This is a genomic window from Barrientosiimonas endolithica, assembly GCF_030296655.1.
Classification (GTDB): domain Bacteria; phylum Actinomycetota; class Actinomycetes; order Actinomycetales; family Dermatophilaceae; genus Barrientosiimonas; species Barrientosiimonas humi.
Genome location: NZ_AP027735.1, coordinates 1,947,055 through 1,969,323 on the forward strand (window position 1 = coordinate 1,947,055; position 22,269 = coordinate 1,969,323).

Below are 22,269 nucleotides of genomic sequence, written 5' to 3' on the forward strand. Positions count from 1 at the left end.
CGCCGGCGCACACCCACGCACCGGCCCACCTCGGTCAACGTACGGTCGCGGGGGCCCCCTCCCCACACCCCCCGGAGGTTTCTGGGGGCCCGAAAGCACCCGTGCGGGGGTAGTGACGTCGCCCCGTCTCTCCTAGCGTCGGAGGCATGGCGCAGACACCGACGTATGTCGTCGTGGGCCCGCAGGAGCACGGCGTCACGCGCCACGCGCTGGCCCTGGCCGGCGCGGGCGACGCGGTCGTGCGCCGCCTGCCCGCCCACCCGAGGGTGGACGCGCTGCTCGCTGCCGCCGACGGGGCCGGCGCGGTGCACCTGCACCTGACCGACCACCTGCTCGCGGGCTCGCCCGCCGCCGCGGCCGACCTCGTCGAGGCCCTCGCCGACCGGTGCCGCACCACGCTGACCCTGCACGACGTCCCCCAGCCCGCGGAGGGCGCCGAGCGGTACGCCCGCCGGGCGCGGGCATACGGGCGGATGCGGCGGGCCGCCGCCGTCTGCGTCGTCGCCAGCGAGCACGAGAGCGAGGCGCTGGAGCGCTGCGGGGCCAGCGACACCCCGATCGAGGTCGTGCCGCTGCCGGTCGAGCGCAGCGTGCACCGGCCCGTCGGAGCGAGCGCCGAAACTCCTTCTGCCGTGGCGGTTCTCGGGTTCGTCTATCCCGGCAAGGGCCACCTCGACGTGCTCGCGGCGATGCGTGACCTGCCGGCCGAGGTCGGACTCGACGTGCTGGGCGCGCCCTCCCCGGCCACGACGGGCTGCTGGACGAGCTGGCCGCCGGGGCCGCCGAGCAGGGGCGCCGGTTGCGGGTCACCGGTTATGTCGACGACGCCGACCTCGCGGGCGAGCTGACCCGCCCCGTGGTGCCCGTCCTGGCCCACCGGCACGCGTCGGCGTCGGGCAGCGCCGCCACCTGGATCGGGCACGGCCGGCGGCCGGTGGCGCTCGACGGCGGCTACGCCCGCGAGCTCGCCGCGCGGTACCCCTGGGCGGTGACCGTCGTCGACGACCTCGCCGCGGGGATGGCCGCCGCGCTGAGCGGCGAGGTGAGCACCTGGATCGACCCGGGCGAGGGGCGTACGGCCGTCGTCGACACCGCCGAGGCGGCGCGCCTGGAGGCGCTGGCCGTCGGCGAACGGGCGCTGGCATGACCGGCCCCCGCGTGAGCGTCGTCGTCCCGCACTACGACGACCCCCAGCGCCTGCGGTGGGTGCTGCAGGCCCTGCAGCAGCAGCGCGGCGCACCTCCGATCGACGTCGTGGTCGCCGACGACGGCTCGCCCGAGCCGCCCGCGCTGCCCGACGTGCGCCTGCCGGTGCGCCTGGTGCGCCAGGACCGCCAGGGGTTCCGCGCCGCCGCCGCCCGCAACCTCGGGGCGGCGAACGCCTGCGGCGACCCGCTGATCTTCCTCGACGGCGACACGCTGCCCGCGCCCGGATTCGTGCGGGCGATGGTCGAGGCGATCGCCCGGCACGAGCGCGGGCACGGCGTGCTGGCCGTGGGGCGGCGTCGGCACGTGCGCCTCGAGGGGCTGGGCGACGCGCAGATCCTGCACCACCTGGTGCGCGAGCAGGTCCCGGCCGACCGTGACCTCGGCAGCCCCGCCTGGCTCACCGGGGGCTACGCCCGCACCCGCAACCTGACCGCGGCCGGTCCCGAGGACTTCCGGCTGGTGATCAGCGCGGTGCTGGCCACCACCCGGGGACTGTTCGAGCGGATCGGCGGGTTCGACGCGTCGATGGTGGGGTACGGCGGCGAGGACTGGGACCTGGCGTTCCGCGCGTGGGTGGCCGGCGCCGACCTGGTGCACGCCCCCGACGCGGTCGCCTGGCACGACGGGCCCGACCTGGCCGGTCGCGGCTTCGACATCCGCGACCGCAAGAACCTGGAGTCTCTCGCGCTCGCCGACCGGATCCCGCTGCGCTCGGCCCGCCCGCCGGGCGTGCACCACCCGGTGCCGCGGGTGCTGGTGACGCTGCGGCTCGGGCGCAGCGGAGCCGCCGCCGCGCTGACCTGCGTCGGGGAGCTGCTGCGCGGCGACGACGTCGGCGTCTGGCTCCTCGACCGCGACGAGGTGCCCGGCCCGCTCCGCCACGACCCGCGCGTGCACGCCGGCTCCCCGCCACCGGCGGCGCTGGCCCGATCGCCCCGACGGGTCGACCTGCGGCAGCCGCTGCTGCTCGGGCGCACCGTGGACCAGCTGACCGACCTGGAGGTGCCGAACCTGTTGTCCGCCAGGGACGCTCGCGATCTTGCCCGAGGAGTCACCCTGCCTCCCACTCCCCTGCCCGACGGCATGAGCGTGCTGCACGACGAGCCGTTCCTGGAGCGTCGCTGGGCCGTGGCGGAGGCCGAACGAGGAGCCGTGCCGTGCTGACCGACACCACCACCGACGGGGCCCTGCTCGACCCGTCCGACGATCTCGTCGGCAGGGTCACCCGCTGGGCCGGGGAGGTCACCGAGCTCGACGACCCGGTGGGCGCGACCCTCGGCCAGCTGCCGGGGCTCGGCCGGGAGGCCCCACGACCGGGCTCGGGCGACACCCTGCGGCTGTTCGACCTGCTCTCGCGGGTGGCGGCGGTCGACCTGGTCGTCGCGCGCACGGTCGAGCCGCACCTGGACGCGCTGTCGATCCTCGACCAGGCCCCCGAACCCCCGAACCTCGACGCCATCGGTGTCGGGCCGAGCGCGACCTGGGGCGTCTTCGCGGCCGAGGGCCCGGGCGTGCGCGTCACCGCGACCCGGCGCGGCGACGGCTGGACCGTCAGCGGGCACAAGCCGTGGAGCTCCCTCGGTCGCCGGCTCACCCACGCGCTGGTCACCGCCTGGACCGGCGAGCGCACCCGCCGGTTGTTCGCCGTGCCGCTGCGCCACGAGGGCGTCGCGGTCGAGTCGAGCGACCGGTGGATCGCGCGTGGCATGGCCCTGATCCCCTCGGTCGGCATCGACCTGACCGACGTTCCGGCCGTCCCCGTCGGCGAGGACGGGTGGTATCTCACGCGGCCCGGCTTCTGGTGGGGCGCGGTCGGGGTGGCGGCGTGCTGGTACGGCGGGGCCACCGCGGTCGCCGAGCTGCTGCACCCGCGCCCCGGCCGGGAGCCCGACCAGGTGGCGCTGATGCACCTCGGAGAGGCCGATACCGCGCTGTTCGCGGCGCGCACCGCCCTGCAGCACGCCGCGGCGCAGATCGACGCGAGCGGCCAGGACGCCGCCGGCCGGTCCACCGAGCTGCTCGCCCGGCGGGTGCGCGGCCTGGTCCGCCAGGTCGGCGACGACGTGCTCGCCCGCACCTCCCGCGCGACCGGGCCCGGGCCGCTGGTCTCCCAGGAGCGGCACGCCCGCCGGGTCGCCGACCTGCACCTCTACCTGCGCCAGGAGCACGCCGAGCGGGACGCGGCCGCACTCGGTCAGGCGCTGCAGCAGCAGGACGGTGCGACATGAGCTTCCACCACGCGATGCGCGGCACGCCGGAGGCCGACTGGCTGACGGCGCTCGAGGACCGTCCGCCACCCGCGTTCGAGCTGCAGCCGGGCACCCGGCTGCTCGTGGTCGTCGCGGCCCACCCCGACGACGAGACGCTCGGCGCGGGCGGGCTGATCGCGCACGCCCACGGCCGCGGCATCCCGGTCGAGGTGCTGGTGCTGTCCGACGGCGAGGCCTCGCACCCCGACTCCCCCACCCGCACCCCTGAGGAGCTCGCCGAGATCCGCCGGCGCGAGGTGGCGCACGCCGTGCACGCCCTCGCCCCCGACGTACGTCCTCGGCAGCCGGGCCTGCCCGACGGGCGCCTCGCCGAGCACGTCGACAGCGCGACCTCGCTGCTGCGCGAGATCGTCGGCGACGTCGGCGTGGGTGCCGTGCTGGCGGCCCCCTGGGAGGGCGACCGCCACCCCGACCACGAGGCGGCGGCGCAGGCGGCCGAACGGGTCGCGCGCGAGACCGGGGCGCTGCTGCTGGAGTACCCCGTCTGGGCGTGGCACTGGGGCCGGCCGCAGGACCTGCCGTGGGACCGGCTGGTCGCCCTGCCGCTGACGGAGGCCGACCACGCGGCCAAGCGCACCGCGCTCGCCCGGCACCGCAGCCAGGTCGAGCCGCTGTCGGACGAACCCGGCGACGAGCTGCTGCTGAGCGCCGACATGCTGGGCCACTTCGACCGCGGCACAGAGGTTTTCGTCGACCCGGCGGGAGACGCCACCCGGCCCGTGCTGGAGCGGCTGCACCGCCGCTCGGCCGACCCGTGGGCGGTCGGCGCGAGCGCCTACGAGCACGACAAGCGCGCGGCGACGCTGGACGCGCTGCCCGCCGGGCGCACCTTCGAGCACGTGCTCGACGCCGGGTGCTCGATCGGCGCGCTGACCGCCGAGCTGGCCGCCCGCGCGCACCGGGTCACCGCCCTGGACCTGAGCGAGACCGCCGTGGCTGCCGCGCAGCGGCGCCTGGCGGGGCTGGCCCACGTGGACGTACGCACCGCGCGGCTCCCGCAGGACTGGCCCGACGGGCGGTTCGACCTGGTGGTCGTCTCGGAGATCGCCTACTTCCTGTCGCCGGAGGAACTCGACGGGCTCGCCGACCGGGCCCGCGCGGCGCTGGCGCCCGGCGGACTCGTGCTGGTGTGCAGCTGGCGGCACGAGGTCGACGGCTGGCCCTGGCCCGACGGTCAGGCGGCGCACGCGCACCTGGTGGCGGCGCTCGGGCTGGAGCCGACCCTGGAGCGCGCCGAGCGCGACTACCGACTCACGGTCCTGGAGGAACGATGATCGAGCGACCCGTCATGGGTGTGGTCGTGCCGGCGCGCGACGAGGAGGCGCTGCTGCCCGAGTGCCTGGAGCATCTGCAGGTCGCCGTCGACGAGCTGCACCGGCGCACGCGCTGGCGCGCCCGCGCGGTGGTCGTGCTCGACTCGTGCACCGACGGCAGCGCCGGCGCCGTGGCCGCGGCGGCCGGCGTGGAGGCGCTGACGATCAGCGCCGGGAACGTCGGGCTCGCGCGGGCGGCCGGCGCCGACCACCTGCTGCGCACGGGCGTCGCGGTGTCGTGGCTCGCGTGCACCGACGCCGACTCGCGGGTGCCGCGCAGCTGGCTGTGCGACCAGGTCGAGGCGCACTCGCTCGGCATCGAGCTCGTGATGGGCAGCGTGCTGCCCGACGCGCGCTCGCTCACGCCGGCGCAGCTGGCCGCGTGGCTCGCGCGGCACGACCTGGGTGACGGCCACGAGCACGTGTTCGGGGCCAACCTCGGGATCAGCGCCCGCGCCTACGCCCACGTCGGCGGTTTCGCCCCGCTGCCGCTGCACGAGGACGTCGACCTGGTGCGGCGGGTGCGCGCGGCCGGCTTCGTCTGGCACGCGCGCGGCGGCGACCCGGTGATCACCAGCGCCCGCCGGGTCGGCCGGGCCGCCGGCGGCTTCGCGACCGACCTGCGGCTGCGCCTCGCCGAGCCGGTGCCGACGGACCGACCGGCGGCGCTGGGGGCCGATGCGCCGCCGGCGCCTGCTCCGGCGGGTGGGCCTCAGCCGTTGTCGGTGGTGCCCTCGGCGGAGCCGCCCTCCTCCCAGGCGCGGTCCTCCTCGTCCCAGGCCTCGGTGCGCCTGCGCGCGAGCTCCAGGGCCGACTCGGCCTCCTCGCGGGTCTCGTAGGGACCCATCAGCTCGCCCTTGGGCTCGGTCTGACCGTCCTGCTCGACCTGACCGGTCGAGACGTTGTACCAGTACGCCATCGTCGGCTCCTCCTGTGCGCGTCGTGCTGCGTGCGCTCACGCACGCCCTCTTTCGTCCACTCTATGGGTGGCCGGTGACAGCGCCCCTCATACACTCGGGCGCATGTCCCAGACCACGGCCGTGCGTCCCGGCCGCGTCGCACCGCGACGCCCTGTGCCCTCGGTCATCGCCCGCCCGGAGTACGTCGACCGCACCTCTCCCGCCCCGTGGACCGGGCCGGAGGTCAAGGACGCCGGCACCATCGAGCGGATGCGCGTCGCGGGGCGCATCGCCGCCCAGGCGCTGCAGGCCGCGGGCGCGGCCGTCGCGCCGGGCGTCACCACCGACGAGCTGGACCGGGTCGGCCACGAGTTCCTGCTCGACCACGGCGCCTACCCCTCGACCCTGGGCTACCGCGGGTTCCCCAAGTCGCTGTGCACCTCGGTCAACGAGGTCATCTGCCACGGCATCCCCGACGACCGCCCGCTGCAGGACGGCGACATCGTCAAGATCGACATCACCGCCTTCGTCGACGGCGTGCACGGCGACAACTGCGCCACCTTCCTCGTCGGTGACGTCGCCCCCGAGGTGCGCGACCTGGTCACCCGCACCGAGGAGGCGATGCACCGCGGCATCAAGGCCGCCCTCCCCGGCCGCGAGGTCAACGTCATCGGGCGGGTCATCGAGCGCTACGCCCGCCGGTTCGGCTACGGCGTGGTGCGCGACTACACCGGCCACGGCATCGGCGAGACGTTCCACTCCGGCCTGGTCATCCCGCACTACGACGCCGCCCCGGCGCACGCCGACGTCATCGAGCCGGGCATGACCTTCACCGTCGAGCCGATGCTCGACCTCGGCACCCCGACTGGATCATGTGGGACGACGAGTGGACCGTCGTCACCGCCGACGGCAGCTGGTCGGCACAGTTCGAGAACACCATCCTGATCACCGAGTCGGGCCCTGAGATCCTCACCCGGCCGTAGACGTACATCACCCGCAAGACCTGGAGCACGAGGAGAATCCATGGCCAAGGCCAAGCAGTACCCGCTCGGGATCGACATCGGCGGCTCGGGCATCAAGGGTGCGCCGGTCGACCTCGACAAGGGCGAGTTCGCGAAGGACCGGCTGCGCGTGCCGACGCCGGAGAAGTCCACGCCGGAGGCCGTCGCCGACTGCGTGGTGCAGATCGTCGAGCACTTCTCCGCCGAGATCGGTGACGAGGCCGTGGGGATCACGATCCCCGGCGTGGTCACCCACGGCGTCGTGCGCACCGCCGCCAACATCGACAAGTCGTGGACCGACTTCCCGATCGAGGAGGAGCTGGAGAAGCGCCTCGGCCGCAACATCACCGTGCTCAACGACGCCGACGCGGCGGGGCTCGGCGAGTGGCACTACGGCGCGGCGAAGAAGTGGACCGAGGGGCTCGTCGTCATGACGACGCTCGGCACCGGGATCGGCAGCGCGCTGCTGAACAACGGTGTGCTCGTGCCGAACTCGGAGTTCGGCCACCTCGAGATCGACGGGTTCGACGCCGAGAGCAAGGCCTCCTCGCGAGCGCGCACCGAGGAGGGGCTGACGTATCCGCAGTGGGCCGAGCGGCTGCAGCGCTACTACACCGTCGTCGAGAACCTCGTGTGGCCCGACCTGTTCGTCGTGGGCGGCGGGGTGTCCAAGGACGCCGACGAGTACCTCCCGCTGCTCGACCTGCGCACGCCGATCGTGCCGGCGAAGCTGAAGAACGCCGCGGGCATCGTCGGCGCGGCCCGCACCGCGCACGACCGGGCGGGCATGGCCAGCCGCACCGACAAGGGCGCCAAGAAGGGCGGCAAGAAGAAGTAGCCCCTGGCTACTGCTTCGCGCGCACCGCCCGGTCCCGCTCGCGCAGCTCGCGCACCGCGCCCCGGGGGTCGCGCGCGGCCTTCTTGACCGCGGGGAGCCCGCGCTTGAGCCCGGAGCGCACCAGCGGCAGGGCCGTGGCGAACGCGGGGTACAGCGGCGACAACGGCTTCTCCCAGGTGCCGACGAGCAGGTCCTCGTGCTTGGCGAACTGGCGCTTGAAGTCGGAGATGCCGTCGTTGAGCAGCCCGTTGAAGTCGTACCGCTCGACGCCCTGGGCCTTGACGTGCTTCATGGCGTGGAACTTCAGGCCGTAGTTGAGCCGCAGCTTCATGCCGCGCGGGTTGACCCCGCCGTAGAGCTCGAAGGCGGTCTCGGCCGACACGACCAGCCACACGAACGCGACGACCTCGTCGCCCTCCCAGGCCGCGAGCAGCTGCGACCGCTCGCCCATCAGGTCGCGGATGCCGCGGTGGTAGTCGTCGCTGTGCACCGCGAAGTCGGCGCGGCGGGCGGTCTCCCGGTTGATCGCGAGCACCTGCTCCAGGTCGGCGTCGGTGGTGACCTCGCCGAACCGGACGTTCTCCGCGCGGAACGACTTGCGCACGTTCTGCCGGGTCGAGGACGACAGCTCCTTGAGGATCGTGTCCTCGTCGCGGGTCAGGTCGACCACGAGCGTGCGCGGGATGAGGCCGGTGCTGGCGGAGCGGCGGAAGCCGGCCGCCTCGACCTGGGCGAGCCAGCCGGTCACCGGCTTGGCGAGCTCGGCCTCGGCGATGTCGTCGGCCTCGCCCTTGGGCATCGGCGAGAACGGCTCGGGCCAGTCGGGCTCGACGGTCAGCGCCACCGGCCTGTGCTCGCGGCGCACGTGGTCGGCGAGGGCGGACAGCACGGCGGCGCGGTCACCCTCGGCGGCCTGCGGCCCGCGCGGGACGTACGCCAGCGACCGGAACGGCGGCGGCAGTCGCCGCAGCAGGACCTGGGCCGAGCCGACCACCCGGTCGCCGTCGCGCACGACGTAGCGGTGGGCGGTCCACTCGTAGCGAGCCTTCAGCTCGCCCCAGCCCCACAGCTGCAGGGGTGGCCGCCGGCGTCGTCGACGATGGCGTCCCACTCGGTGCGGTCGAGGACGGGTTCGACGGCAAGGCTCATGGCCGAAAGGCTATCGACCCTCAGCCGAACAGCTCGCGGGGCTGGCGGTCGGCGCCGTCCAGCACCTCGACGCCGCCCTCGAGGCCGAAGTCGCCGAGGTGCTGGAGGTACATCGCGCGGCCCTGCTCGGCCAGCAGCGCGTCGTGGATCGGGACGATCGCGCGGGTGGGCTCGATCCGCCGGACGAAGTCGAGCGTCTCGCGGATCGCGCACCAGGGCGCGTTGACCGGCACGCCGAGGTAGTCGACCCGGCCCGGGTCGGCGTCGAGCGCGTCGCCGGGGTGGAACAGGCGTACGCCGTCGGCCTCGAGCAGCAGACCGACGTTGGGCACGCGGGGCACCCACTGGTGGTTGACGGCGTGCAGCTCGCCGACCGGGGTGACCTCGAGGTCGCCGACCGTGAACGGCTCCCCGGGCACGGTCACGGTCGCCTCGATGCCGTCGGCCTGCAGCTGCTCGGCCGAGCCGGGATCGGTGCGCAGCCGGGCGTCGGGGTTGGCATCGAGCAGCGCCCGGATGCGCTCGCGGTCGAGGTGGTCGGCGTGCTGGTGGGTGACGAGCACGGCGTCCAGGCCGGTGACGTCGTCGAAGTCGGAGAAGCTGCCCGGGTCGATCAGCACCGACGTGCCGCCGGTCTCGACGAGCAGGCAGGCGTGTCCCAGATGCGTGAACCTCATGCCTGCAACGTAGGCCAGCCAAGCACGCCGACCAATCCAACCCAGGCCACTCAAGGCTGTGTCGACGATGCCGGGTGGCCGGAGCGTGCGACGGTCACCCGGAGGAGGAGACGCAGCAGAACTAGAATTCGCCCGTGAGATTTCTGAAGGACGAGCTGCCGCCGTACGACCTGACCTACAACGACGTGTTCATGGTCCCGTCGCGCTCGTCGGTGACGAGCCGGATGGACGTCGACCTGTCCACGCCCGACGGCATCGGCACCACGATCCCGCTCGTCGTCGCCAACATGACCGCGATCTCGGGTCGCCGGATGGCCGAGACGGTCGCCCGGCGCGGCGGCATGGCGATCCTGCCGCAGGACATCCCGGTGCACGCGGTGCAGGAGACGATCGACTACGTCAAGGGCCGCCACCCGGTGTTCGAGACGCCCGTGACGATCGGCCCCGACGCCCCGGTCTCGCAGGTGCTGGCGCTGATCGGCAAGCGCGCCCACCGGCTCGTGGTGGTCGTGGACGACCAGCGCCGCCCGCTCGGCGTGGTCACCGAGAAGGCCTGCCAGGACGTCGACCGGTTCGCGACCGTCGCCGACGTGATGAGCACCGACCTCGTCATGGTCGACGCGTCGGCCGACCCGAGCGAGACCTTCGACCGGCTCGCCCACCAGCACATCGCGCTCGCGCCGGTCACCCAGGACGGGCGCCTCGTCGGCGTGCTGACCCGCAAGGGGATCCTGCGCTCGGCGATCTACTCCCCCGCGCTCGACGCCCGGGGCCGGCTGCGGCTCGGCGTCGCGATCGGCATCAACGGCGACGTGCAGGCCAAGGCCGAGACGATGCTGTCGGCCGGCGCCGACGTGCTCGTGGTGGACACCGCGCACGGCCACCAGGACAAGATGCTCGACGCGCTGAAGCTGGTGCGTCAGGCGCGCGACATCCACGCCGACGAGCACGGCGTGCGCGTGCCGATCGCCGCCGGCAACGTCGTCTCGGCCGACGGCGTGCGCGACCTGCTGTCCGGCGGCGCCGACATCGTCAAGGTCGGTGTGGGTCCGGGGGCCATGTGCACCACGCGGATGATGACCGGCGTCGGCCGGCCGCAGTTCTCCGCTGTGCTGGAGTGCGCGGCCGCCGCGGTCGACGAGGGCGCCCAGGTGTGGGCCGACGGTGGCGTGAAGTACCCGCGCGACGTCGCCCTGGCGCTCGCCGCGGGTGCGGGCAACGTGATGATCGGCTCGTGGTTCGCCGGCACCTGGGAGAGCCCGGGCGACCTGGCCCGCGACCCCGAGGGCCGGATGTTCAAGGAGTCCTTCGGCATGGCCTCCGCGCGGGCGGTGCGCCAGCGCACCCAGGCGCAGAGTGCGTACGACCGGGCCCGCTCGGCGCTGTTCGAGGAGGGCATCTCCTCGTCGCGGATGTATCTGGACCCGGAGCGGCCGGGCGTGGAGGACCTGATCGACTCGATCGTCGCGGGCGTGCGCTCCAGCTTCACCTATGCCGGCGTGCGCAGCATCGCGGAGTTCCGCGAGCGCGCCCTCGTCGGCGTGCAGAGTGCCAGTGGCTACGACGAGGGGCGCCCGCGGGAGACGTCCTGGAGCTGAGCGCTCGGGGCTAGCCGCTCAGGCGGAGGCCGCGGCACCGTCCGTGGCGTTCCCGGCGCCTGCCCGGTCCGCCCGCACGAAGCGGTAGGCCTGGTAGTCCTCCATCGCCGCCTCGTAGTGGTCGGTGATCGCCTCGACCATCGGGGTCGTCGACACGTGGACCATGCCGCGGTCGGTGAACTCCTTGACGATGTCGTGGGGGTACTGCCGGTGGCTGAGCCGGTTCTCCGGCTCGATCGCGAGGATGTTCGGGGCGACCCGGACCATCGCGTCGAACACCGGGGCGGCCTCGACCGGGTGCAGGTGCTCGATGACGGCCATCGTGTAGATCAGGTCGAACGAGTCGTCCTCGAACCCGGGCAGGATGTCGCCGGCCGGGCCGATGTGCACCTCGCGCCCCTCCAGCTGGGGGTACTTCTCGCGCAGCATCTTCACGGCGTGCGGGCTGATCTCGATGCCGGCAACCTCGGGGTAGCCGTTGTCGTGCAGGTAGGCGATGTTGCGGCCCACGTTGCAGCCGACCTCGAGGATCTTGCTGTCGCCGTCGAGGTCCTTGATCAGGCGGTGCAGCGCGCGGCTGCGGTGGACCGGGCCGAGGTAGGCCTGCGGGGTGTTGCCGTGCGGCAGCGGCTGGCGCCAGAAGTCGTGCAGCGTCGACTGCGCCTCCATGCGGCGCAGCACCGAGATCGTCTCCTTCTCGGCGCCCTCGACGGGGTGCTCGGAGCGACCGGTGAAGCCGGCCTGCTCGAGCAGGCTGGTGCTGACGGTGACCTGCTCCTGCGGCTGGACGAGGACGACGGTGCTCGCGACCCGGGCGACGTGCCCGAGCAGCTCGCGGTCGAAGTCGGCGTCGGGCCCGCGGGTGGCCACGACCACGCGGAACTGGTCGTCGCCGAACGTGGCCAGCGCGGACGCGTCGGTGGTGGTCGTGATGGTGGAGAACCCGCGGGTGCGCAGCTCGGAGGCCACCCGCTCGACCTCGTCACCGAGCACGAGGATGCTGCTGGTCTTGGGCAGCGTGAAGTCGAACTCGGCGGTGATCGCCTTGGCGATCGGGTCTGCGGGCGGGGGCGGGGGCGGGCTCGACGTGGCGGGGGCGGCTCCGACGCCGACCTTGCGGGCGCGCAGGGTGTCGCGCAAGGCCCGCGCCCCGGGGACCCGTCGAGCGACCTTCTTGAGGGTGTTCTTGGGTTCGGCCATCGCGCCAGTCAAGCATGCGGCCCTGTCCCGCGCTGAGGGCGCACTGGACTCGGGCTGAGTCCGCGCTCCTTCGGGGCCGCTGGTCTCAGGTGGTGGGCCGCGCGGGGATGCTCGCGCTGGGCGCTCCGATGCGCTGGAACGTCACCGAGACCCGGTCGCCGTCGACCGAGACGACGCGCGCCTCGTAGCTCACCCGCTCCCCGTCGACCGTCGCCGAGCAGCCGGAGTCGGCACCGACGTACCGCGGGATCGGGGTGCACCGCAGCGTGTCGGCCCGGCTGCCCGGGGCCGTCTTGCGCAGGTGCGCCTCCAGCTGCCGTGCGACCTGCGAGCCCGGCGCAGTCCCGGCCCGGCGAGGCGGCGTGGACGCGGACCCGGTGGCGTCGCTGGGGTCGCCCGTCTCGCTCGTCTCGCTGGGGTCGCCCGTCTCGCTCGTCTCGCTGGGGTCGCTGGTCTCGGACGGCTTGGTCGCCGAGGGCGACGTGCTGGACGGGGCCGGCGCGGACGTACTCCCGCCCGGCTCGCCTCCCCCGCCCCCGTTGCCGCACCCGGTCACGGTGAGCGCGACCAGCGCGCCCAGTGCTGCCGCCCTGCGCATGGCTCTCGCCCCTTCCGTCGCTGGTCCGACCGTACGCCGCCCGCCCGGGAGAAACCCTGCGCGGCGACTCTTCGTTGGGGCGCCTGGTGCACCAGTCCCAGGTGGTGCACGACCTGCCCCAACGAAGAGGGCGCGACGCGGAGTCCCCGGCATCGCATCCCGCGTCAGGCGTCAGCTCACCTGCCAGGTGATGGGGGTTGCTCCGATGGCGGTGTACGTCAGCTTGTCCGCAGCCGCGCCCTTGTCGATTCCCAAGTAGACCCAGCCTTGCCGGCACTGACCCGGCGGCACTGTGTTGAGTCCATCCGGGAAGAGCGGGCGCGGAAAGGGGTCGGTGAAGCTGGAGTCAGGCGTCTGGAAGGCGACCCCGTCGGCCGTCGACGCCTCCCAGCCGACCCACGACGCCTCCACGGGAACGCTCAGTGCACAGATCTTGGCCTGGATGCGAGCCCACTGCTGCCCTGCCTTAAGACCGAGGAACTCCTGGTCCTCGTACGTCACGGTCACGGACGGTTCGAACTTCAGCGCGGTGATACTGAACTCGTCCTCGACGGTCGCCTCGGTCCCTAACGGCAGCGCCTGTCCGTCGTACGAGGTCGTCGCTGCGTCCGGTGCCGGGGGCGTGTCGGCTGCGTCCGCGCCTGCGTTGGGCGGGGAGGCAGTGACGGTCACCGTGACGGTTGACGGACTGGAACTTCCTCCAGCGCACGACGCCAACATCATGACTGCGAGAACACTTGCGACTGCTACCGAACTCTTCATGGCCGCGCCCCTTATCGCCGTGGGGCTGACGGTATGACCGACAGCATGACCAGAACGGGTTCGCGACCCGAATTTCCTGACGAGGGCGTGCGCGCGTCGCCGGCAGTGGATGAGCCGGTCGATACGCCGGGTTCTGTCGCCGCGCACGGTTGCCCACGCGCGGCCGGCGACCATCCATCTAGGACGACTGTTGCCAGTCGCCTCCAGCGGTCTACCCGCATGCTCGGGCGGGCCGCCCTCGAACGCATGCTGTCCGACCTTGCTCCGGGTGGGGTTTACCTAGCCGCCCCAGTCGCCTGGGACGCTGGTGGTCTCTTACACCACCGTTTCACCCTTACCGGGCCGAAGCCCGGCGGTCTGCTCTCTGTGGCACTGTCCCGCGGGTCACCCCGGGTGGCCGTTAGCCACCACCCTGCCCTTCGGAGCCCGGACGTTCCTCGGCACGGACGGATCCGTGACGCGGCCGCCTGACCGGCTCATCCACCGGTGGGCCATCCTAGGTGCCGTGCAGCCCGTCCGCGATGTGACCGCCTCCGCCCCTGTCGACCGCAGCTGGACCCAGGAGGCCGTGCGCCGGCTGCTCGCCGACGCGAACCGCTCGGCGGACACGCACCTGCACAAGGTCAACCTGCCCGGCGGGTGGGACGTCGACCTCTACCTCAAGGACGAGTCCACCCACCCGACCGGCAGCCTGAAGCACCGGCTGGCGCGCTCGCTGTTCCTCTACGGCATCTGCAACGGCTGGATCGGCCCGGGCACCACGGTCACCGAGGCCTCCAGCGGCTCCACCGCCATCAGCGAGGCGCACATCGCGCGGCTGCTCGACCTGCCGTTCATCGCCGTCATGGCCCGCTCCACCAGCCCCGAGAAGGTCGCGCTGATCGAGGCCGAGGGCGGGCGCTGCCACCTGGTCGACGACCCCTCGGCGGTCTACGACGAGGCGCGGCGGCTCGCCGAGGAGACCGACGGGCACTACATGGACCAGTTCACCTACGCCGAGCGCGCCACCGACTGGCGGGGCAACAACAACATCGCCGAGTCGATCTTCGACCAGCTCGCCCTGGAGCAGCACCCGGTGCCGGAGTGGATCGTGGTCGGAGCCGGCACCGGCGGCACCAGCGCGACGATCGGGCGGTTCACCCGATACCGCGGCCTGGACACCCGGCTCGCCGTGGTCGACCCCGAGGGGTCGGCGTTCCTGAAGTCGTTCGCCGGCGAGGGCGGCACCGGTGCGGGCTCGCGCATCGAGGGCATCGGGCGGCCCCGCGTGGAGCCGTCGTTCGTCCCGCAGGTCGTCGACCGGATGCTCGGCGTGCCCGACGCCGCATCGGTCGCGGCGATGCGATTCCTGCAGAGCCGCACCGGGATCCGCGGCGGCGCCTCCACCGGCACGAACCTGTACGGCGCGCTGCTGCTCGCCTGCGAGATGCGGTCTGCGGGGCGCGCCGGCAGCATCGTGACGCTGGTCAACGACCACACCGAGCGGTACTGCCAGACGGCCGACGCCGACGCGTGGGTCGAGCAGCAGGGCCTGGACCTCGAGCCGTACGACCGGGTCCTGGCGCGCGCCTGGGACGACGGCGTCTGGGGCGGCTGAGCCGCGTCGCTCAGCCCTTCGCGAGCTCGAAGGTCACCGTGCGTGCCGCGATGTCCGCGGCGACGACCGTGACCTGCACGGTCGAGCCCAGCTCGGCCTGACCCTGGCAGGTCGCGACGACGGGGAGGTCGACCAGCTGCACCTGCAGCTTGCCCTTGTCGCGCTGCTCGACCACGACCGCGGCGAAGGTCTGCCCGACCTTGTCGCTGAGGATCGCGGCCTCGACGGCGTCGGCGCTGCCGCGCTCGACCTTGCCCGCGATCGTGTCGCTCGCCTTCATCAGCTCCGGCAGCGTCGGGAGCGCCTCGCGCACCCACCCCGGCACCTCACGACCGTTCGCCACCGACTCGCAGATCACCAGCCCGAACCGGTCGACCAGCCGCCGCAGCGGCGCGGTGACATGGGCGTACGCCGCGGCCACCGCCGCCTGCTCGACCTGCTCCGGCGTGCTGCCGTCGAACGGGGTGTATCCGGCGCCGCGGAACAGCGACGTCGCCGCATAGATCAGCGCCAGGTGCTGGCCGTCGGTGCGCTCGAGCGTGCGCAGGAACTCGCCGTACGGCACGCCCTCCTCCCACGGCACCCCCAGCGCCTTCGCCTGGCGCCGGAACCGGGCGATCGCCTGCTCGTCGGCGGGCGGCATGGTGCGCAGGATGCCGACCTTGGCCCGCAGCATCAGGTCGGCCGCGGCCATGCCGGTCATCAGCGAGATCTGGGCGTTCCAGTCCTCGCTCGCGACCGGGGGCGCAGGTGCATCCGGTAGGAGCCGTCGACGAGGGTGACCTCCTGCTCGGGCATCGGCAGCGACGCACCGCCACGGGCCCGCTCCAGCGCGATCCGCTTCTCGCCGATCTCCTTCAGCAGCGCGAAGCTCTCGCGTGGCGAGCCACCGTCGACCTCGGCCTGCACCTGCTCGTAGTCGAACCGCTCGGTGCTGCGCACCTGCGCGCGGTAGACCGTGGCGGAGGCGACCTCGCCCTGCGCGTCGAGCTCGAAGTCCCAGACGTACGCCGGGCGCACCTGGCCCGGCAGCAGGCTCCCCGCCTCCTCGCTGAGCACCGCCGGGTGCAGCGGGATGCGCATGTCGGGGAAGTACATCGTCTGGCCGCGGCGCCGCGTCTCGGCATCCAGCGGACCGCCCGGGGTGACGAACGCGGGGACGTCGGCGATGGCGTACCGCACCCGGTATCCCTGGCCCGCCCGCTCCAGGAACATCGCCTGGTCGAGGTCCCGCGCGCTCGGCGGGTCGATGGTGAAGAACGGCACCGCGGTCTCGTCGCGCTCGGGCAGCGCCAGCTCGGCGATCGCGCGCTCGGCGTCGGCCACCGCCTCGGGCGGATAGGTCTCGCTGAGCCCCAGCTCCTCGCGCAGCGCCTGGAACGACTGCTCCAGCGGTCCGCGCTGCTCCGGCGATCCGGGAGTGGCCTGCGGGGCGACGATCGGTCGTTTCGGCATGTCCCACACCCTAGGCACCGCGCCGCCCGCGTCGGCGCAAGCCCATGACCCGGCCCAGCCTGCGCCACCCATGACGTCCCCTCTAACCTCGCGACGTGCTCATCCTGCTCCCGCCCTCGGAGACCAAGCAGACCCGCCCGCGCGGCCGCCCGGTCGACCTGGAGCGGTTGTCCTTCCCCGAGCTCACCGACACCCGTCGCCGAGTCGCCGACGCGCTGGCTGCGACCAGCGAGAAGCCTGACGCCGCAACGAGACTCGGCGTCAGCGCAAACCTCGTGGAGGAGATCGCGCGCAACACGCGCCTGACCTCGGCTCCGGCGCTGCCCGCACAGGACCTCTACACCGGGGTGCTCTACGACGCGCTCGACGTCGGCTCGCTCGACGCCGCGGCACTGCGCCGCGCGCGGCGCTGGGTGGTCGTGGTCTCCGCGCTCTACGGCGCCGTCCGGCTGCGCGACCGGGTCGCGCCCTACCGCGCGTCGATGGCGGTCAACCTCGAGGGTGTCGGGCCGCTCGCGAGCGCCTGGCGCCCCGAGCTGGCGCGCGTCCTGCCCGAGGCCGCCGGCCGCGGGGTGGTCGTGGACTGCCGCTCCTCGACGTACGTCGCCGCCTGGGCTCCCGAGGAGGAGCTGGCTCGTCGCTGGGTCCAGATCCGCGTGCCGGGGGCGACCCACATGGCCAAGCACACCCGGGGGCTGGTCACCCGGGCGCTGTGCGAGGCCGGGGTCGACGCCCGCACCCCCGCGCGGCTGGCCGAGGTGCTCGAACCGGGCTTCGAGGTCGCACTGCACGCACCGGCTCGCGCCGGTCGCCCCTGGATCCTCGACACCACCGCGCGCACGACGCCGTGACCGCCCTGGCGACGGAGGCGGCCGGGCGGGTGCTCCCCGTCCTGCTCTTCCTGCTCGCCATCACCGTCGTGGCCGAGATCGCAACGCTCGCAGGCGTGTTCGATGTCGCCGCACACCGGGCAGCACGGGCCGGTCGCGGCCGGACCTGGCTGCTGTGGCTGCTCGTCGTCGTGCTGTCCACGGTCAGCACCGTCCTGCTCAGTCTCGACACGACCGCGGTGCTCCTCACCCCCGTCGTGATCGCCGTCGCCCGCCAGCTGCGCCTGCCGGCGCTGCCGTTCGCCATGACGACGGTGTGGCTGGCCAACACCGCCTCGCTGCTCCTCCCGGTCTCCAACCTCACGAACCTGCTGGCGCTGCACCGCTTCCAGGAGCTCGGGCTCGGCACCCACGAGTACCTCGCCCTGGCCCGGGCGCCGGCGCTGGCGGCGGTGGTCGCGACCGTGGTGGTGCTCGCGGTGCTCTTCCGCCACGAGCTGTCCGGGCGCTACGCCCTCGCCCCGCCCGCCGGGGAGCACGACCGGTGGCTCCTGGCCGGCAGCACCGGCGTGCTGGTCGCGCTCGCCGCCGCGGTGGTGGCCGGGGTGCCCCCGGCGGGGGCCGCCACGGCCGCCGCGGTCGCACTCGTGGTGCTGACGGCGTGGCGAGACGCTGCCCTGCTCCTCCAGGTGCAGCTGCCCTGGCGGATGATCGGGCTCACCGGCGTCCTGCTGCTCCTCGTCCTGGTCGTGGCGCAGACCGCTCCGGTGGAGACGCTCACCCGGCACCTGTCCGACGCGCCCCTGTGGCAGGTGCCTGCGGTCGCCGCGCTCCTCGCCAACGGGGTCAACAACCTTCCCGCCTACCTCGCGCTCGAGCCCGCGCTCGACCACGACCCGACCCGGCTGATGGCGCTGCTGATCGGCACCAACGTCGGCCCGCTGCTCACCCTGCACGCCTCGCTGGCGACGCTGCTGTGGCGCGACCGCTGCCGCCGCGCCGGCGTGGTGGTCGAGGCTCGCGCCTTCGCCGCCCGCTCGGCCCTGGTCGTGGTTCTCGCCGTCGCGAGCGCGACCGCCGCTCTGCTGTGGCGGACCTGAGGCGCCGCGGCCTGCGCGGGCAGCCTCAGGGTCGCGGCGGGCGCGGCAGCGCGGGCATCCCCGGCGTCGACAGCGTGAGCACCGCCTGATCGACGAACTGCACCGCGGTGAGCTCCTGCTCCACCCGGTTGACCACGGCCGCGACCTCGTCCTCCGACCGGTTGCCCGTGAGGTCGACCGCCGCGATGAGCAGCACCCGCGCCGGCCCGACGAACTCGGGGTGGACGAACGTGACCTTCTCGATCTCGGGGTTGTCGTACAGCGCGCGCAGCATGTTCTCGCGCACCGCCGGCAGCACCGGCTGGCCCACGAGGAAGTCGAGGTTGCGGCGGATCAGGAAGACCGCCATCACCCCGAGCAGCAGGCCGACCGCGATCGAGCCGAGCGCGTCGTAGACCGGGTCGCCGGTGATCTGGTGCAGCGCCAGTCCGGCACCGGCGAGCAGCAGACCGATCAGCGCCGAGGCGTCCTCGACGAACACCGCGCGCAGCGTGGGGTTGGAGGTGCGCTCGATGAACCGCAGCGGGCGCAGCCCCATCTTCGCCCCGTCGGTGCGCGCCTGCCGCACCGCCTGCCGGAACGAGGTGCCCTCGAGCACGAACGCGATGGCGAGCACGACGTACGCGACGAGGTAGTCGGTGTCGCCCGTCTCCGGTGCGTCCAGCGACGTGATGCCGTGCCACACCGACACGCCGGCACCGGCGACGAACAGGCCGAACGCCGCGAACATCGACCAGACGTACGCCGCCCGCCCGTAGCCGTACGGGTGCAGCTTGTCGCTCGGCCGCTGGGAGGTCCGCTCGGCGATGAGCAGGAAGACCTCGTTGCCGGTGTCGGCCCAGGAGTGCGCGGCCTCGGCGACCATCGAGGCCGACCCGGTGATCAGGGCGGCGACCGACTTGGCGACCGCGATCAGCGCGTTGGCGGCGAGCGCCACGAGCACCGTCAGCAGGCTGGCCGGCTTCGGTGCGGCGGCCGCCGCGGCCTGGTCAGGCATCCCCGTGGTGGTGCGTGTCGTTGGTGAACGCGACCGACATGACGCCGTCGGCCCAGACCTCGACGCCGGTCAGCGACGCCGGCGCCGCCGCCAGGCGCCAGGAGCGCTCGGTCGTGAGGCCGAGCACGTGCTGCAGCACGACCATGATGGGTTTGCGGTGCGTGGCGACCACGACGGTGCCGCCGGGCCCGGCGAGCTCGACCGCCCGCTCGAACGCCGCGACCACCCGCTCGGCCAGCTGCCCGTGCGACTCGCCGCCCTCGACCGAGAAGTCGTCCTCGACGCGCATCTGCTGCAGCTGCTCGGGGAAGGCCGTGACCAGGTCGCGCATGCTCATGCCGTCCCAGTGGCCGAACGCCTGCTCGTCCCAGTCGGCGTCGACGGTGGTGCGCACGCCGAGCGCGTCGGCGACGGCACCACCGGTCTCCTTGGCCCGCGCGAGCGAGGACGTCACGACGTGCACCCCGTCGACGCCCGCGACCCGCTCGGCCACGCCCTGCGCCGCCCGCTTCGCCTGCGCGACCCCGCGCTCGCTGAGGCTCGGGTCGGCGCCGCCGCGGCCGTCGAGGCGCCCTGCTCGGTGAACGCCGTGACGCCGTGCCGCACGAGCAGGATGCGCGCCGGCTTCCCGGCGTCCGGCGGGCTCGCCGGGCTCTCGTCGGTCGAGAGCACCACCTGCTCGGCGACCTCGACCACGGCCGGCTCGGCGGGCGGGGAGTCGCTCGAGTCCGCTTGCGCCCCCACCGATCCCGACGTACGCCAGTGGTCGCGTCGGACGGTCTCGCCGTCCATCCCGTCGTTGGACAGCGCGTCGGCCACCGCGTTGTCGGCGCGCGGGATCCAGGCGTAGTCCACGCTCCCGCCGGCCTGCTCGATCCGGGTCGCGAGCTCGCGCGCCTCGATCGCGAGCCGGCGCATGTCGGCGTGCTTGATCTTCCACCGGCCGGCCATCTGCTCCACGACCAGCTTGGAGTCCATCCGCACCTCGACGTCGGCGCCGGGCTCGATCTCCAGCACCGCCTCGAGGCCGGCGATCAGGCCGGAGTACTCCGCGACGTTGTTGCTCGCCTTCCCCAGCGGCGCCGCCCGCTCGGCGAGCAGGTCACCGGTCTGCAGGTCGCGCACAACCGCGCCGTAGCCGGCCACCCCCGGTTGCCCCGCGAGCCGCCGTCGGCCTCGACGCCCAGCCGGCGGCTCACAGCCCCGACTCGGCCGTGCGCACCAGGATGCGACCGCACTCCTCGTGCCGCAGCACCTCGTCCTCGGGCGCGTTGCGGATCGCCGTGAGGTCGGCCGGCGTGAGCTCCAGGTGGCAGCCGTCGCAGCGGCGCTGCAGCAGCGCGGCCGCCCCGACCCCGCCGTGCTGGGCCCGCACCCGCTCGTAGAGCCCCAGCAGGTCCTCGCCCAGACCCGGCGCCAGCTGCTCGCGGTCGCGCTGCACCTGCGAGCGCTCGCGCTCGATCTGCTGCAGCGCCTCGTCACGCTCGGCGCCGAGGTCGCGCACGTCGCCCTCGGCGTCGGACAGCGACGTCTCCTTCACGCCCAGGTCCGCGCGCAGCGACTCGGCGCGCTCCATGACCTCCAGCTCGACGTCCTCCAGCTCGGACTGCCGCCGGGCCAGCGCCTGCTGCTCGTGCTGCATCGCCTGCAGCTCCTTGGCGCTGCCCTGGCCGCTGTCGAGGCGCTGGGTGTTGCGCGCGGCGCGGTCACGCACCAGCTGCACGTCCTGGTCGGCCTTGCTGATCTCGCGGTCGACGTCGCCGACGGCGGTGCGCGCGAGCACGACCTCCTCCTCCAGCGACGAGCGACGCTTCTCGGCGTCGGCGAGCCGGGTCAGCACCGGCATGGTGCGCTCGCGGTGGGCGAGCTGGTCGAGCCGCGTGTCGAGCTTCTGCAGGTCGAGCAGACGCCACTGGCGGGTCAGGTCGGCTTTCAGCGGGGGCCTCCGGTCTGGTCGTCTCGGGTCGTCCGGGGATCGCCGCTCGGCACGAGGAAGTCCCACGGGTCGGTGCGGCGGTGCGACACCTCGATCTCCACGCTATCCGCCGCGGCGCCGAGCGCACCGGCGATCCGCTCACGGGCGCCCTCCAGCCACAGCCACTCGGTGGCCCAGTGGCCGGCGTCGATCAGGAACGGCGTCCCGCCCCGGGCCTCCTCCCGCGCCTCGAGCGCGGGGTGGTGGCGCAGGTCTGCGGTGACGTAGACGTCCGCCCCGCTCGCGCGTACGGCGTCGAAGGCACCGTCGCCCGCGCCCCCGTGCACCGCCACCCGCCGCACGGTCGCGTCGGGGTCGCCGGCAACGCGCAGACCCACCGGCGCGGCCGGGAGCCGTCCGGCGAGCTGCTCGGCAAAAGCCTTGAGGCTCAACGGTTCTCGCAAGTCACCCACGATGCCCAGCGGCTGGTCGTCCTCGTGCGTCAGCGGCTCGCCGGCCACGACGCCCGCGGCGTCGGCGAGGGCGTGGTTCACCCCCGGGTCGGCCACGTCGGCGTTGGTGTGCGCGACGTACAGCGCCAGGTCGGCCACCACGAGCGCCGTCACCGCCGCACCCTTGGCCGACGTCGTCGCCACCGAGTGCACGCCGCGCAGCAGCAGCGGGTGGTGGGTGATCAGCAGGTCGACGCCGGCCGCGCGGGCGTCCTCGATGACCGCCAGGGTCGGGTCGACCGCGAGCATGATGCGCTGCACCGGCTGCTCCGGGTCGCCGCTCACCAGACCCACCTGGTCCCACGACTGGGCGGTCTGCTGCGGGTAGAGCTGGTCCAGGACGGCCACG

The 22,269-nt window shown here is 73.8% G+C and carries 20 protein-coding genes, 1 other RNA gene and 3 pseudogenes; 12 read left to right on the forward strand and 12 right to left on the reverse strand.

Features of this window, described 5'->3' with window-relative positions; translation table 11 throughout:
• Positions 1-146: 146 nt before the first annotated feature.
• The 8 genes and pseudogenes from QUE40_RS09795 to ppgK all read left to right on the forward strand — a co-directional run bounded on the left by QUE40_RS09795 (position 147) and on the right by ppgK (position 7,530).
• Positions 147-848 carry a glycosyltransferase gene (locus QUE40_RS09795; protein ID WP_289230833.1) on the forward strand — a complete coding sequence of 234 codons (702 nt, stop codon included), beginning with the start codon at positions 147-149 and terminating at the stop codon, positions 846-848.
• Entirely contained in the window at positions 800-1,147 is a 348-nt protein-coding gene (locus QUE40_RS09800; protein ID WP_289230834.1) for a hypothetical protein, read from the forward strand. Before QUE40_RS09795 ends, QUE40_RS09800 begins: the two co-directional genes overlap by 49 nt.
• A complete protein-coding gene (locus QUE40_RS09805; RefSeq protein WP_289230835.1) occupies positions 1,144-2,373 on the forward strand; it encodes a glycosyltransferase in 1,230 nt (409 codons plus the stop codon). Before QUE40_RS09800 ends, QUE40_RS09805 begins: the two co-directional genes overlap by 4 nt.
• Positions 2,367-3,437 carry an acyl-CoA dehydrogenase family protein gene (locus tag QUE40_RS09810; RefSeq protein ID WP_289230836.1) on the forward strand — a complete coding sequence of 357 codons (1,071 nt, stop codon included), beginning with the start codon at positions 2,367-2,369 and terminating at the stop codon, positions 3,435-3,437. Before QUE40_RS09805 ends, QUE40_RS09810 begins: the two co-directional genes overlap by 7 nt.
• Positions 3,434-4,753, forward strand: a complete 1,320-nt coding sequence (locus QUE40_RS09815; RefSeq protein ID WP_289230837.1) for a bifunctional PIG-L family deacetylase/class I SAM-dependent methyltransferase — start codon at positions 3,434-3,436, stop codon at positions 4,751-4,753. Before QUE40_RS09810 ends, QUE40_RS09815 begins: the two co-directional genes overlap by 4 nt.
• Positions 4,750-5,631 carry a glycosyltransferase family 2 protein gene (locus QUE40_RS19170; protein WP_350226940.1) on the forward strand — a complete coding sequence of 294 codons (882 nt, stop codon included), beginning with the start codon at positions 4,750-4,752 and terminating at the stop codon, positions 5,629-5,631. Before QUE40_RS09815 ends, QUE40_RS19170 begins: the two co-directional genes overlap by 4 nt.
• A 183-nt stretch (positions 5,632-5,814) precedes the next feature.
• Positions 5,815-6,674 (forward strand): annotated as a pseudogene (gene map / locus QUE40_RS09830) (type I methionyl aminopeptidase).
• 40 nt (positions 6,675-6,714) lie between these two features.
• On the forward strand, positions 6,715-7,530 hold the full coding sequence (ppgK, locus tag QUE40_RS09835) for a polyphosphate--glucose phosphotransferase (protein ID WP_142005485.1): 816 nt from the start codon (positions 6,715-6,717) through the stop codon (positions 7,528-7,530).
• A gap of 7 nt (positions 7,531-7,537) precedes the next feature.
• Here the strand turns inward: ppgK and QUE40_RS09840 are convergent, their stop codons facing one another.
• Both QUE40_RS09840 and QUE40_RS09845 read right to left on the reverse strand, forming a co-directional pair.
• Positions 7,538-8,641 carry a lipid II:glycine glycyltransferase FemX gene (locus QUE40_RS09840; protein WP_289230839.1) on the reverse strand — a complete coding sequence of 368 codons (1,104 nt, stop codon included), beginning with the start codon at positions 8,639-8,641 and terminating at the stop codon, positions 7,538-7,540.
• Positions 8,642-8,699: 58 nt separating this feature from the next.
• Complete coding sequence (locus QUE40_RS09845; protein ID WP_289230840.1) at positions 8,700-9,356, reverse strand: MBL fold metallo-hydrolase; 657 nt, start codon at positions 9,354-9,356, stop codon at positions 8,700-8,702.
• A 134-nt stretch (positions 9,357-9,490) separates the two neighbouring features.
• Between QUE40_RS09845 and QUE40_RS09850 the strand changes: the two genes are divergently transcribed.
• On the forward strand, positions 9,491-10,954 hold the full coding sequence (locus QUE40_RS09850; protein ID WP_289230841.1) for a GuaB1 family IMP dehydrogenase-related protein: 1,464 nt from the start codon (positions 9,491-9,493) through the stop codon (positions 10,952-10,954).
• 18 nt (positions 10,955-10,972) lie between these two features.
• Here the strand turns inward: QUE40_RS09850 and QUE40_RS09855 are convergent, their stop codons facing one another.
• The 4 genes from QUE40_RS09855 to rnpB form a co-directional block, all read right to left on the reverse strand.
• Entirely contained in the window at positions 10,973-12,154 is a 1,182-nt protein-coding gene (locus tag QUE40_RS09855) for a class I SAM-dependent methyltransferase (RefSeq protein WP_289230842.1), read from the reverse strand.
• Positions 12,155-12,239: 85 nt separating this feature from the next.
• Positions 12,240-12,752, reverse strand: coding sequence for an RAD23 family protein (locus QUE40_RS09860; RefSeq protein WP_289230843.1), 513 nt, complete (start codon positions 12,750-12,752; stop codon positions 12,240-12,242).
• Between the two features lie 171 nt (positions 12,753-12,923).
• Positions 12,924-13,424, reverse strand: a complete 501-nt coding sequence (locus QUE40_RS09865; protein ID WP_289230844.1) for a hypothetical protein — start codon at positions 13,422-13,424, stop codon at positions 12,924-12,926.
• A 196-nt stretch (positions 13,425-13,620) separates the two neighbouring features.
• An RNA gene (gene rnpB, locus QUE40_RS09870) (RNase P RNA component class A) lies at positions 13,621-13,993 on the reverse strand.
• Between the two features lie 26 nt (positions 13,994-14,019).
• Here rnpB and QUE40_RS09875 point away from each other — a divergent pair.
• Positions 14,020-15,111, forward strand: a complete 1,092-nt coding sequence (locus tag QUE40_RS09875) for a PLP-dependent cysteine synthase family protein (protein WP_289230845.1) — start codon at positions 14,020-14,022, stop codon at positions 15,109-15,111.
• Between the two features lie 10 nt (positions 15,112-15,121).
• Here QUE40_RS09875 and QUE40_RS19665 read toward each other — a convergent pair.
• Positions 15,122-16,566, reverse strand: a pseudogene (locus QUE40_RS19665) (RNB domain-containing ribonuclease).
• A gap of 95 nt (positions 16,567-16,661) precedes the next feature.
• On the opposite strand from QUE40_RS19665, the gene QUE40_RS09885 reads away from it, so the two are divergent.
• Both QUE40_RS09885 and QUE40_RS09890 read left to right on the forward strand, forming a co-directional pair.
• Positions 16,662-17,417: a YaaA family protein gene (locus QUE40_RS09885; protein ID WP_289230846.1), complete on the forward strand. Its 756-nt coding sequence runs from the start codon at positions 16,662-16,664 to the stop codon at positions 17,415-17,417.
• The gene (locus tag QUE40_RS09890) at positions 17,414-18,496 is read left to right on the forward strand and encodes an SLC13 family permease (protein WP_289230847.1); all 1,083 of its coding nucleotides are present in this window, start codon (positions 17,414-17,416) and stop codon (positions 18,494-18,496) included. The genes QUE40_RS09885 and QUE40_RS09890 overlap by 4 nt, the downstream gene beginning before the upstream one ends.
• Positions 18,497-18,521: 25 nt before the next feature.
• On the opposite strand, the gene QUE40_RS09895 is transcribed toward QUE40_RS09890, so the two are convergent.
• From QUE40_RS09895 to QUE40_RS09915, 5 genes and pseudogenes are all read right to left on the reverse strand, one after another.
• The gene (locus QUE40_RS09895; RefSeq protein ID WP_142005495.1) at positions 18,522-19,493 is read right to left on the reverse strand and encodes a cation diffusion facilitator family transporter; all 972 of its coding nucleotides are present in this window, start codon (positions 19,491-19,493) and stop codon (positions 18,522-18,524) included.
• Positions 19,486-20,433, reverse strand: a complete 948-nt coding sequence (locus QUE40_RS09900) for a histidine phosphatase family protein (protein WP_289230848.1) — start codon at positions 20,431-20,433, stop codon at positions 19,486-19,488. The genes QUE40_RS09895 and QUE40_RS09900 overlap by 8 nt, the downstream gene beginning before the upstream one ends.
• Positions 20,349-20,639, reverse strand: a pseudogene (locus tag QUE40_RS09905) (reverse transcriptase-like protein); the annotation flags it as partial. The gene QUE40_RS09900 and the pseudogene QUE40_RS09905, both read right to left, overlap by 85 nt.
• A gap of 49 nt (positions 20,640-20,688) precedes the next feature.
• Positions 20,689-21,495, reverse strand: a complete 807-nt coding sequence (locus QUE40_RS09910; RefSeq protein ID WP_350226943.1) for a zinc ribbon domain-containing protein — start codon at positions 21,493-21,495, stop codon at positions 20,689-20,691.
• Positions 21,426-22,268: a Nif3-like dinuclear metal center hexameric protein gene (locus QUE40_RS09915; RefSeq protein ID WP_350226944.1), complete on the reverse strand. Its 843-nt coding sequence runs from the start codon at positions 22,266-22,268 to the stop codon at positions 21,426-21,428. Before QUE40_RS09915 ends, QUE40_RS09910 begins: the two co-directional genes overlap by 70 nt.
• Position 22,269: the final 1 nt, after the last annotated feature.